This is a genomic window from Haloarcula pellucida, assembly GCF_014647235.1.
GTDB lineage: Archaea > Halobacteriota > Halobacteria > Halobacteriales > Haloarculaceae > Haloarcula > Haloarcula pellucida.
On sequence record NZ_BMOU01000005.1, the window covers coordinates 79,223 to 91,887 of the forward strand.

The 12,665-nt window shown below is 56.3% G+C and carries 10 protein-coding genes; 3 read left to right on the forward strand and 7 right to left on the reverse strand.

Translation table 11 applies throughout. From position 1 onward, the window contains the following. Window positions 1–322 precede the first annotated feature (322 nt). Complete coding sequence (locus tag IEY28_RS14945) at window positions 323–1,450, reverse strand: DNA cytosine methyltransferase (protein ID WP_188999440.1); 1,128 nt, start codon at window positions 1,448–1,450, stop codon at window positions 323–325. Window positions 1,451–1,671: 221 nt separating this feature from the next. Beyond that, the gene (locus IEY28_RS14950; RefSeq protein ID WP_188999443.1) at window positions 1,672–2,781 is read right to left on the reverse strand and encodes a DNA cytosine methyltransferase; all 1,110 of its coding nucleotides are present in this window, start codon (window positions 2,779–2,781) and stop codon (window positions 1,672–1,674) included. Window positions 2,782–3,130: 349 nt separating this feature from the next. Between IEY28_RS14950 and IEY28_RS14955 the strand changes: the two genes are divergently transcribed. From IEY28_RS14955 to IEY28_RS14965, 3 genes are all read left to right on the forward strand, one after another. Then, window positions 3,131–5,050: a hypothetical protein gene (locus tag IEY28_RS14955; RefSeq protein WP_229783153.1), complete on the forward strand. Its 1,920-nt coding sequence runs from the start codon at window positions 3,131–3,133 to the stop codon at window positions 5,048–5,050. Between the two features lie 239 nt (window positions 5,051–5,289). Beyond that, on the forward strand, window positions 5,290–6,084 hold the full coding sequence (locus tag IEY28_RS14960) for a hypothetical protein (protein ID WP_229783154.1): 795 nt from the start codon (window positions 5,290–5,292) through the stop codon (window positions 6,082–6,084). 127 nt (window positions 6,085–6,211) lie between these two features. Further along, window positions 6,212–6,784 carry a DUF6339 family protein gene (locus IEY28_RS14965; protein ID WP_229783155.1) on the forward strand — a complete coding sequence of 191 codons (573 nt, stop codon included), beginning with the start codon at window positions 6,212–6,214 and terminating at the stop codon, window positions 6,782–6,784. A gap of 16 nt (window positions 6,785–6,800) precedes the next feature. On the opposite strand, the gene IEY28_RS14970 is transcribed toward IEY28_RS14965, so the two are convergent. From IEY28_RS14970 to IEY28_RS14990, 5 genes are all read right to left on the reverse strand, one after another. Next, window positions 6,801–7,475: an HhH-GPD family protein gene (locus IEY28_RS14970; RefSeq protein ID WP_188999449.1), complete on the reverse strand. Its 675-nt coding sequence runs from the start codon at window positions 7,473–7,475 to the stop codon at window positions 6,801–6,803. A gap of 47 nt (window positions 7,476–7,522) precedes the next feature. Next, the gene (locus IEY28_RS14975) at window positions 7,523–8,329 is read right to left on the reverse strand and encodes a DUF6339 family protein (protein ID WP_188999452.1); all 807 of its coding nucleotides are present in this window, start codon (window positions 8,327–8,329) and stop codon (window positions 7,523–7,525) included. Then, window positions 8,329–9,351: a hypothetical protein gene (locus tag IEY28_RS14980; protein WP_188999456.1), complete on the reverse strand. Its 1,023-nt coding sequence runs from the start codon at window positions 9,349–9,351 to the stop codon at window positions 8,329–8,331. Before IEY28_RS14980 ends, IEY28_RS14975 begins: the two co-directional genes overlap by 1 nt. Then, window positions 9,348–11,297 carry a hypothetical protein gene (locus IEY28_RS14985; RefSeq protein WP_188999459.1) on the reverse strand — a complete coding sequence of 650 codons (1,950 nt, stop codon included), beginning with the start codon at window positions 11,295–11,297 and terminating at the stop codon, window positions 9,348–9,350. The genes IEY28_RS14980 and IEY28_RS14985 overlap by 4 nt, the downstream gene beginning before the upstream one ends. 296 nt (window positions 11,298–11,593) lie before the next feature. Beyond that, window positions 11,594–12,664, reverse strand: a complete 1,071-nt coding sequence (locus tag IEY28_RS14990) for a hypothetical protein (RefSeq protein WP_188999462.1) — start codon at window positions 12,662–12,664, stop codon at window positions 11,594–11,596. Between the last annotated feature and the right edge of the window lies 1 nt (window position 12,665).

Consider the following 12,665-nt stretch of genomic DNA (forward strand, 5'->3'; position numbering starts at 1 on the left):
CGGGGGATTGGTGATAAAGGAGGGAATCGCAGAGCCGAGTCGCAAGGTCAGACCCGACCAATCACGTCGAGATCTATGTACATCGCCGAATCGTTGGGTGCCGGAATGTGCATAGATCCCGATTGGTGAATACATCCAGCTTGAACCCCGGAGGGTCGTCGCTCATCAGCAATCAGTACCATTTTCCGCTGTAATGTATCCCTCTACAACGGAGTGAGTGATTTTGCTGTACGGCCCCAGCCAGGTCAGTATCGAACCACTTCCCATTTTTTAATGCTTTCTGTACCACGAGAACCGTAGGAAAGCGATATGACACGACCGATCATTCAGTGAAATCAACGACCGTCATTTGACGGAATCCATTGATGTGTCGCAGAATGCTTGCTCCGATAACCTCAGCGAGTTTTGGTGGGACAGCGTTCCCGATCCAGCGGCCGAGTCGCTGGAATCCCACATCATCAATTTCTTCGCCGGGCAGGAACCGGTAGTCATCTGGGAACGTCTGGAGAATTGCGCCTTCACGAATACTTAAGGCCCGGTTCTGATCCGTATCGTAGTGCCCAAACCGGCCGCTCCCGTAGTTGTAGAACTGTGTCGTGATCGTCGGGCCCGGTCGGTCACCTCGAATCCGACTATATGGTGCTTTGTAACTCTTCCCGCTATCTTCTTTGTGACAATCTGCGACAAGATCTTCCCGACCTTTCTCTTTCCAGTCTGTCCAGTCACCTCCCGGCTCCGAGATTTCTATACGCTGTAAGTTCGTGTCGTTGAGGTCTCTCGCGGCGTGTAGCGGGTCATCTTCGTCCTGGCAACCAGCCTTAATGTTCGGTAGGTCGCCGATGAACTTTTCCACTGTAGGATTCGGATCAAGTTCAACGTCAGTTCGAGAAGGCGAGTCCAGTTCGATGGGACCCTCTAAGGAAGCTAAAGTTATCCATCGTTTGCGTTGTTGTGGAATGCCGTAGTCAAGACACGCGACACGGCGGTTCTGAGAGTCGTTCACGTAGTAGCCAGCATCAGTGAAGATTTCGAGTAGTCGCTCATACTCTTCGTCGTTCCGGACCCCGTAGACGTTTTCCATCGCCACGATGTCCGGACGTACTTCCTCAACAATCTCCGCAAACGCAGTTATCAGCCCCGACTTTTCGTGATCTTCTTTCCCGTTGTTCAGGTTCGAGTATGGCTGGCACGGGGGGCCACCAGCGAGTACACGGACATCTGTCGAGTCTGAGTAGAGACTCTCGACCCACTCTGGCTCTTCTTGAGCCACCTTCGCGAGGTCTCGCTCGTAGAACACAGACTCATTATTGGCCTCGTAAGGAACTTCACAGCGAGGTTCGATGTCGGCTCCCGCGACCACATCGACACCGGCTCGCTCCAAGCCGTGAGTGAACCCGCCGACGCCACAGAAGAGATCAACCGCCTGGATCGAGCGCTCCTCGTCAGTCATCAATCCCACCACCTTGACGACCATAGAAGATGGTGACAGGAGCAGGGTTGGACGAATGCGTGGCTTTCACTACTCGATCTTTGAAGATGCGTCGGAAATTCGTCACGGTTGAGAGAGACGACTGGTGCACAATCGCTTCAACAGGTACCTTGTCGCCGTTTCTCTTGACGATTTCGGTCGGTTAGTGCCGAGGTGTGCTAAAAAATATCCTTACTCTGGTCTCAGTCGTCGGCCTTCGCACTCGCAGTTGAAACGGTACCACTCACGTGCTGGACGATGGCCTCGCCGATGTGCTGTCCGAGAAGTGGTGGAACCGCGTTCCCGATCAGTCGTCCGACGTTCTTGACGCCGACGTCGTCAAAGTTGTCGTAGAATTCGTATTCTTCTGGGAAGGTCTGGAGAAGCGCGCCTTCGAGGAGCGACAGTGCACGGTCCTGGGCGGTATCATAGTGACCGAACCGACCGCTCCCATAGTTATAGAACTGTGTCGTAATCGTCGGAGACGGTTCATCCGGTCGCATCCTGCTGTACGGTGCTTTGTACGATCGGCCACTGTCCTTCTTGTGGCAGTCGGCGAGGAGGTGGTCCAAACCCCGCTCTTCCCAGAGGCGCCAGTCGGCACCCGGCTCCATGTGCCTGATTCGCTCCAGATTCGTGTCTGAGAGTGTCCGTGCCCGGTGGAGCCCAAGGTCTGGGTGGATCTCGCCGGCTTCGAGTGGTGGAAGGTGTCCGATCGTCTCGCGGACGGTCGGATACTCCGTTTCGTCAGTGTGGAGTGGGTCTGGAAGCTGTATTGGCCCCTCCTGAGAGGCGAGTAAGACCCAGCGTTTGCGCTTCTGTGGAATCCCGTACTCCGGACCGTAGACCTTCCTGTTCTCCGGGTCGTTGAGCGTGTAGCCCATCTCTTTGAGAGTCTCCTCAAACTGCCGATAGGTGTCGTCGTGCCGGACTTGTAGGACGTTCTCGGTGACGATAACGTCCGGTTCAACGTACTCTACGATCTTCCGGAAGTCGTCTAGAAGTCCCCACTTCTCGTGATCGGTAGTATCGCCTTTCTTTGCGTGACTGAGCGTCGAATACGGCTGGCACGGGGCACAAGCGGCCAATACTTTGACGTCGGCTTTCCAAGGGAACATCTGCTTGATCGGTTCTGGATCCCGTGCCAGTGGCTTAATGTCCACCCGTCTGAACGACGAATTCGTATTCGTTTCGTATGGATACGAGCTGTGACGATCAATGTCGAGTCCACGGTTGACCGAGATCCCTACTTGTTCCAATCCGTAGGTCAACCCACCTGCGCCGCAGAACATGTCGACAGCAGAGATGTCCATACAGACCAATGTGGTGTCGTTCTCTAAAATCTTGTTTAAATATCTAGACGAGAACTGCGAATATCTACCACCGTTCAGGGAATCATTCACGGCTACGATTACCGAGTGGCGCCCGGCGAAATTACATCGGGACCCGCCCACCGGCAACGCTAAGTGAGACGAAAGTGTCCGGCAACAATGTGAGCGGACGTATTGACCATTGAACATCAATACGACAGGATACGTGTGAGAACTACCCGATAGGTGACGTGTGGCTGGACCTCTGAGGGATGTGCAGTACGCACAAGACAGAAACTGAGTTCGGGCCGATAGTGCGTGGTTGCCAGTGAGTCCCTCGAATTGTGAGCCGATGGATGAAAACGTGGACATGACCCAAAGAACAGGACAGCGTACAGACTTGGCCGAGTGGTTCTTTTTCGACGGAGGACCCGGTGCCCCAAGATACGGTGACGACCCGACGAAACACGCCGTCGATCACGACACGGAGACGTTCGTCCGCGAGGTATTACAGAATGCGAACGACCAGTCTTTGGACGACGATGGACCCGTAGAAGTTACCTTCCGATTCGAGACGCTCTCGGGTGAGGAGCGAACCGCGTTCTTAGAGGCACTCGGCTGGGGCAAAGAACTCTCGACGCGATTGCGAGCCGTCACAGAGGCAGAGAGAGGACGTGGGCACAACGACCTCTTCGGACGCCTCGAGGACCCCGAGGGAGAGCTACGGCTGCTCGTCGTCGAAGACGAGCACACGACGGGACTGACTGGGAGTTGGGATGACGATTCCAACTACTCTGCACTCGTCAGAGACGAACTATACAGTAGCAAACAAGACGACCGCGCCGGAGGGTCGTACGGACTCGGAAAATCAGTACTGTGGACGTTCTCCGGTGCGTCGACAGTTGTCTTCAATTCGAATCTCGCACCACATCGGACAGAGCGCGATGAACGGCAGCGACTCATCGCACGGACGAAGCTTCCTACTCATCAGTTAGACGACGGCGTTACCTACCAGGGTGCAGGCTGGCTCTGCCAACCGAAACAGACTGACGACGGTGTGAGACCAGACTCGCTGTGGGGGAACGAAGCCACCGAATTAGCGAATCGCCTCCATGTGGACCGGCCCGAAACCCCAGGCACCAGTGCACTGGTCGTCGACTATCGTGACCCCACGCGAGACAAGCGACCGGAAATAGACGAACTCGCCGACGAATTCGTCGAAGCGGCGGTCAAGTACTTCTGGCCAGCGATGCTTCGTGACGACCTCCGTGTAACTGTTGAGTGGGACGAGGAATCCCGAATTGCAGACGTCCGAGACGTACCCGCTGTCCGCCCGTTCGTCGATTGCTTCGAATCGCGATTCGTCAGCAGTGAGTCGCTGGAGGAGTCTGGAGACGTGGCCGGGGTCGATATCCCAGTCCAACTTCCGCCACGTGCGGACGGAGAACCGACACCCGATGGAGATGTTCGACTTGCGGCGAGGTTAGCCTCACCAGCGGACGACGACTCGTATCTGAACAACGTCGCGATGTTCAGAGGAGCGGGGATGGTGGTCAAGTACTACGACCAGTCACGTGTGGCGTTCAGTGACCGAAACTTCCACGCAGTATTGGCCTGTGGGGAAGCGAAGTCGCCGGAGTCGATTACGGACGGCGACAGGGAAGTAGATCGCTTTCTAAGATACGCCGAGCCACCAGAGCACGACGACTGGCAATCGACTGAGAACCTTCGGGAACACTACCAGCAAGGGTTCAGAACCGCACTTGACGATATGTTCGACACCCTCAGGGATGGTCTCAGACACTTAGTCTCACAGACGGACGGGCGAGGGCAGGTACTCGCCGATAGAGTGAGAAAACGATTCCCCATCCACGGTGGACAGGCACGGACTCGGTCCATGCCGTCACCGTCAACGGTGTTCGATATCGGGAGCAGTTCGGGGTTCGACGAGGATCACTGGACGTTCACAGGGTACATAGAACCACTAGAGGACGACTTCGAGAGTTGGACAGCGACCGTCTCACTGACTGGCGTGGGAGAAGACGGGTCGCGATACGACGATATCTCGATTGCTCGAATCGATGCAGAAGGTTCAGGAATCACAACTCGTTGTGAGGACGGAGTCGGTCACGTGACTGCCGAATCGGGAACTGGCCGGGTGCGGTTCGAGGGTGTGTCCGAGAGAGTCGGCGAAGGCGACGTGCGAAGTGGTCGCGTCGGCGAGACCCAACTCGAGATTCGGGCCGAGTTACGCACGGGAGGTGAAGATTGACGATGAGCCGCCAATCACAACGACACCGGAGTCGAAGCCTGCCGTTCAAATACCGCGAGGACGGTCTCAACTTCGAACTCGAGCAGTACAGAATCGACAAGCGCAAACCGAAAGTCGTCGACCTGGGACCCGGCGAGGGGACGGTCGACATATCACCGTCAGTCACGGCGACGCTGAACGACGATCGCGACGATTGGGATCGTGCGACTCTGTACGGAATCGTCACTATAGAGCGAGAGGTGCTGGACGACATCTTCCCGGACGACGAGCAGGATGCTCCACCCGCGAAGTTGTATGTCGCCGTCCGGTGCCACGACACAATCTACCGTGACAGCGTCACTGCGAAAGAAGCACCGACGACCCCAGGGACCTACGAGGTGGAGATCGAGCTAGACTGGGAGGATTTCAGGGGCATCGTTGAGCTCAGACCGTATCTGGTTCGGACCGAAGCACGCACCGAGACTGGTCCGTACGCGTCGACGCGAAACGTCAAGGTCGCCAGCGGCGACCGCTACGAGATCGTCGTCGACCGCTGGGACGAGGACGCACCACCCGCGATCGACGGCGAAGAAGCGAGCTTTTCGCAGACTCAGCACCTTCCAGACAACGGCGAACTCTACTACCTGGATTTCCGGAACGAGGAACGACCGAAACTGTGGATCAACTCTGATCACCCACGAATCGCCGACGTTCTCAGGAGCGAGGGATCGGTCGGCGCAGAACCACGGATGCGTGACGTCGTCCTCGATCATATCAGTTACGCGGTCTGGTCACAGCTCGTCGTCCGGGCAGCGACGGCGATCGATCGGAACGGAGACGTCGAATACGAGTGGCAGGAGACGGTGTTAGAAGCCTTCGCACCGGACATGTACGATGTCGACGACATCAACGACGCGATGCACCTGCTCAGGGACGACGTGAGAGACCCCAACGGACTCGCTCGGTTGATGCCGAAACTCGACAGAGAACTACAAAAGTTCGTCGACCCACAAGAACAGCTAATCAACCTCATGGAGGAAGGACTCCAGATCTAACGTGACTGCCTCGAACTCGAACCGACTGATGCGGTTGGCCGAAGATGGACAGCGACTCGTCAGCGACCAGTTTCTGAAAGGCGACGTCACACTCACCGAAGCCGACGTGGCACCGTTCGTCGAACCGATGCCGAGTGGCGTGAAAGCCGATTTAGCCTCGTTGAACGCGGCTGTCGAGGTTGTCGTGGAAGAGCACGGCCAGTTCGATACGGCGATGGATGGTGCATTGGCAGCCGACGTTCACCAGTACCTGGACGTGAGCCGGCGAGTCGCGGGTGACCCCGGTCTATGGCACTGGCTCGCCGTGGTTCGGTATCCTCACTTCGTCCGTCAGCGATGGGAGTACACGTCCGAGGAAGCGATGCGTGAGAAGTTTCTCGGCGCTGGCTCGGACCTCTATTCGAACGCGATTCATCGTTTGTGGTGGATCGCCGAACTGACCGAAGACGATGGCGACTACAGTCTCACCCACGAAGTGTTCGGGAATCAGACGATGGTCAATAAGGTGTTCGACCGGTGGTTCGCCCGGTATCAGCCGGCCGTCGTCGCGATCTGTGACGAACTCTCGGACGAACCGTCCTGGGTAATCGACGAGACAACTCGACGATTCAATCACGCCTTGACGAATATTCAACTGGAGGGTCTCACCGAAACAGAGGCGCGAGATCTCATCCGGCGAATCATCTCCGACGTTCACTAACGCGCCTGAACACACGTCACGCATCCAGGTTCTCGCCGTCTGCGACGACCGACTGATAGTACGAACAGTACTCTCGTGCGAAACACTCCGAACACCGCGGTGCCTGTTTCGTGCAGACCATCGCACCGAAGTCCAGGAGTGCCAGGTTGTACGTCCGTGCTATCGCACCATCTTCGGGCAACGATTCCAACGCGAACTCACGGCGATCGGCGTCACCGTCTGGATACTCGTCACCGAAGACACGACTGTAGACGCGGTTCACGTTCCGATCAACCACGGGCAACCGACGGTCAAGTGCGAAGCACAAGGTCGCGTTTGCCACGTACGGACCGACGCGTGGGAGCTGTAGCAGTTCTTCTACGTCGGTCGGGAGCTCATCGTACTCGCTCGCTATTTCGGCGAGGGCGTCCGCCCGCATGTGCTGGAAGCCGATTGGTTCGATCATTTCGGCCAACTCCGCCTGGGACGCCTCCCGGACGTGTTCGAGAGCGGGATATCGGTCTAAGAACTCGGGATAGACATCTGCAGTGTTCTCTGCTGGCGTCTGGGTCAAAAAGAACTCTGCGACGAACATCTCGTACACCGAAATCGAGTCGTCGCGCCATGGGAAGTTCCGGAGGTTCGACTCTGCCCACTCCAGTAAGTCCTTCCGGAACGGTTCGATAGTGGCAGGCACTCCGTTCGGGGTCATCAGATACAGACGTATACCACTGGTGGATATCGTTCAGGGTGACGATCTCACTTGTCCGCCAGTTCGGCCTCAACGTTGGATCGAATGTCTCCCAGTGCGTCCTCAAGGCTCTCTTTGTCACGTCCTTCGTAGGGCATAGCTGCCCCGGATTTACGGAATCGCTGTACCACTTCGTCGATGATGTCGTTCTTGACGAATTCACCGTTGACGACCTCATCACTTTCCTCTTCGTCACCCTTCTCATCAAAGAGGACGTTGATCAGTGCGTACGCTGCCGGCATGTACCGCCCCATCTTGATGTCGAAGACACGGAAGACGAACCGGCGGGTACTGAACGCTCGTCTCGTGTAGAGGTACGGGTCATCTTCGTCGTTCTCTCTACGAGTGATTTCGGCGATCCACCACAGCCGCTCAAACGTGCAGCTCTGGCTATCGAGCGCTACTCCGTGAGTCCAAAACTTCTTGCGCATCGCTGCTTCTCCTTCGTAGCTCCACCGATGCCGGACGAACCAGGGGAACTTCCGGATTGAGAGGTCGTGCCAAATACCGTGGTCACTCGCCTGTGTCCGAGTTATGTCGACGTGTTCTCGCACAGCTACTGCTGCCTCGCTATCCATCTTTCCGTCTCCCTGGTCGTACTCGCTCTCGATACGACGAAGTTCCTCTTCCAACCCGTCCAAATCTGCGTCACCCGGCGTTTCGCTATCGTGTACGAAATCCAGTTCTTTTACGTAATCGGTAGTCTCGTCCTCGTCGAGATATTCGTGGCCACTCTCGCCTTTCATGAAGGACAGATTCTCCCGAAGGAGCTCTTCTGCCCCAGAAGTGAGTCTTTGTAGATTTTCTCCCTTCATCATTCTCCTCCGATCCGATCCACGTGATCAAGGAATCCCGATGCGGGATCCAAAATTTCTTGCACGGCTGACTCGATTCGCTTGGTTGCAGTGACGTGCCCCCCTTCACGGAGTTCCTCTTGTAAGAACTGAGCTGCCTTCCGCGCGGATGGGTTTAGTTCAGGGAACAGATGTTGGCTCGCTTCGTCCATCACACCCGCGTGCCACTCCGGTGTCCATTCGGAGTCTTCGGCCTCAAACTCTATCGCAGCGATTGTTATCATCCGCGTCCAGACGTCCGTGAGGACGTGATTCCAGACTAGATTCGCGGTGAGGTTGTCGTAGTCGCTCTCGCCTGCCCAGATGAGGTTCACGATCTCCCTGTGGTCCTCGTTGAACCAAAGCACAGGATTCGCGCTGTCTCGTTCGAGATCCAGGTAGTACATTTCGTCTTTCGGAGGGAATCGAGTGTCCTCGTCTTCTTCGTGTTTTTCTTCGAACGAGGTCCTGTCGACCTCGAGGTGATTTTTGCCACCGGCGTCGTCTTCGGTGACTTCAACAGTCCACTCACGCCCATCCGCCAACATGACACCCTCGTCAACTCCATAGTCATCAACGGGAGATACAGTCTCAGCTCGAATGAGGTAAGGACGTAATTCAACGACTCCTCCGACGGCGTCTACTTTGAGCTCAACCTCGTCCGAGTGTGAACCTGGATCAACCGGAGACGACGAGAGAATCGTCCGATCCCGTAGGTACGTCGCTCGACAGTGACCCGCCACCAGAATTCGACCCGGATAGTCCGTATCTTCCGGAAAAACTGCGTCCAAAATGTCTTCGCTCACGTCGACTTTTACCTTCAAACTCGCAGTGTCCCACCCCTCGTAATCTTTGAGATCGACTGTCCCATCGGTTTCGGGCTCAACTGGACTTTCTCCGTCGAGAGAGTACTCAACGACCTCGAAATCTAACTCTCCAGGCCGACAAGCGTGCGGGAACGCTTCGTGTGTCAGTGACCGATTGAGACGAAGTTGTGGAGTCATTCAGATCCCTCCTCGTCGTCCGGAACGGAGACGTACCCATCGACGATCTTGAATTTCGTCTCAGTAGCGTCCCCCAGTCGTGGATCGACAGCAGCGAGCTGCTCCGACTTGACGACGAATTCGACACGGCCGACGTCGTCTGTAGCTGTAAGCTTGACGCGACCGTCGGAGTACGTGTGATCGAGATTACTTTTCTCCTCATATTCGATGTCGTCAATCGGGATTTGTTCGGCTTCTTGATCGTCTTCGAACATCGCTCGCAATTCGATGACGACCTGCCAGTCTGTTACTAGATCACGATTGGGCTCAATTTGGCCGTCGAATCGCCATCGACGATCTTCGATACAGTCCGTGACTCCCCACTCGAACAGAGGAGCACGCGAAGGTCCGGGTGGTTCCGGCCGTTTCGATTTCGTACTCCGAGTCGGTGGCAAGATGTCTCGGTCCGGTGACGCTGGTTTGCTCGTGTCGATATCGTCACTGTAGAATAGCTCTGCGAGGCCGTCGCGAAGGACGCCGGTAGTCAACGAATCCGCTGTCTGTGCACAGCCAGACTCGTACTCTGCCTGGAGTTCGTCGTTACCAGACCCGTACCACTTATTGTGAGCAACCGGTTCAGCCATCGCGAGGAAGTTTTCGACTGCTTCGTCTGCTGGTGAATGATCTTCTCCGTTTGGAGTGCGCGCCTCGCCCGCGACGAGGATTGCATGGTACTTGCCAGAGAAACCTAGATAACGGCCCGGCTTGTAATTGACGACCATTCCAGCCCCGCGGAAGTACGCGATCTCCGATCGGAAGTCCTCCTCATGGGGATACGCCTTCCGGGCGGCCACCGTGACCTGCCCGTCCGTCGGTGTCACCTCTTCTTTCAGACTCTGTATGTTATAGTCGACATCAACACTAGCGACTTCACCAGGGTCCCCGAGCGAGTCAGATGCGTCAAGGCGTTGTTCGTAACACTCGACGAACGGACGGATCGAGTCGTAATCGTCGATATTGTCGGAGGTGACCTGCCGTTCTTCACCAGCCATATCGAATTTAACACGGAGTTCGTCCTTCGAGATAGCTGGCCAGAAGTTCTCGATCGTGGCCGTCTCGAAGGTATCGAGGATCTCCTCGGGACCGGGCTGATCGTCCATCGAGGGATCAGATGGATCTCGGAATCCGAGAATCATCGTCGAGGTACCAGACGAATCTAAGTGAGATCGCGAGAGTAACATGTCGTCGGCCATATCACTCGCGAGATCACCCCAGATTGACTCAGGCCGTTCTAATTGGTCGTTGTCTAATCCAGTCGGTGATCCGAACCATCCCTCAGTATCGTAGCATTCGCCTTCAGAGAGTTCGTGTGTCGGAAGAAAGGAACGGCCAACCAGTCGGGGAGACTCTTGTTCGGGCCCATCGTCGGCGAGACTGGAATTGAAAACTACCGACTGGAGACCAGACGCGACCCACAGTACGACACTTCCGAGCCCGTGACGGCCTGCCGAAGAGCTCTCCTTGTTACTTCGACCGGGGTCACGTACGAGTGCTGCGTAGTCCGTTCTCTTATCTACCTCGTTACCCTGGATACCCGTCGTATTCTCTTCTTCGGCGATCAGGACGCGGAGCGGACCACCATCTTCTAGGTACTCAATATAGTCCTCAATACCTGCACCGTCCTGCTCCCGGCCGGCGCTCTCGGCGTGGGCGAAGAGATCTTCCCAACAGACCGCATCGTCAAACGCGGCTCGGTCCTCTGCGTCTAATTCCAACAAGCGGAAGGTTACTTCGACAGGGTCACCGTTGTCAAGTCCAGCATCGGTGATATTCTGCAGAATCTCGCGGACGAATGTGTCGATACTTCGATCTACGGTCTTCTTTTGAAGCAACCCTGGCTGTCTGGTACGACCACACGGTTGGTCTTCGAACCACCATCCGTCAGGAAGTTCAGAACCACTAGACATGTGAATAAGTGCGACTCAGTTCAAACCCGGTGTTAATAAAATGACTGATTGATTCAGGATAAGAATAGGTAACAAGTTTCTTCGGTTGATGCAGGAGGATCTCTTCTCAACGATGATTGACTCAGACAAGTCAACACTCAGCGTCGGAACAAGCCATCATAACAGATTGGTCGTGGGTCCGCATTAACCACTTTCTCTCTTTTAAACCCTGGGCTTCCAGACAGAGCAGGGTGGCCTAAGAACAGGAAACAACGACACCGCGTGTTAGAAAGAGCGGGTGTGATATAGAGAAGGGCTTATTCGATCTGAGGTAGCAGCAAGTGCCTCCCCTCGTCGGTTACGTCGTAGCCGGTCCCACGGGCACCGACGCGATGCCGAGACAGGAGCCCCAACTCGACCATGCGGCTGACGAGGCCCGAGCGGACCGTCTTGGCTTGTGACTCCGACCAATTGTCGTTCAATTCGGCGATCTTCTCCGTGAGCGACGTCGGCCGATTGACGCCTTCCATGACCGCGTCCGCGAGGAACTGCATCGCCTCGTACTCGTCGGTCACCGCCGATCGGACGTGCTTGACGTAGAACTCCCTCTCTTCCGCCGAGAGGGACTGCTCGGCTTCGAGTCCCTCATCCAACAAGGGATTCCGAATCGACGCGAACTCCAGCCCGGCGTCGGTGAGTCCGAACGTCTTCTCATCCGGGTGGATGTCCACAAACCGGAGATCAGGCGCGGCACCAGTCAGTTCACCACTCGTCTCTAACTGGCCGACAAAATGAGTCTTGAAACGTTCTAGCGACCGATCTTTCTTATCGCTCGTCGGAAGTGCCGAGGCAAGTTTCTCTCCACGGCCACGGTCCTGGAGGTCGTCAATCTCTTCGAGTCGCAGTCCATATTCACGGGCGGTGGTCGCAGTCTCTTCTCTGAAGCGTTTGTACGAAACCCTTCCGTTCTCACCGTCCGCGAGCAGCGTCGCCAGCCGTCGGACGACGAGCTTGACTGGGAACAATCGGTTGTACTGTCCCCACAGCGGCCCGTCGTCAAGTCGGGACTCGTCGGGCGGCGCGACGGTCTGAACCTCGAACGACCGCCACGAGAGATCCTCGAGGTGGTCGGATGTATCCGGGTCGTTCGCCTCTTTGACCTCCGACTCGCTCTCGTGTGCAGCCGTCAGGAGGTTCTGTTGCTCTGGACGCCCGCTGCCGACGGCTTCGCCGAACGACGGCAGCGACGACTGCTCAGACTCTTCCATCTCCAGTTGATTTCGGAGCGCGAGCTCTAAGAACTGCTCTGGGTCGTCGTAGCTTCCGTCAGCTACGGCTGTCCGCACACGGGCGACCAACTCGTCTGGAATGTCGACGACCATCTTCATA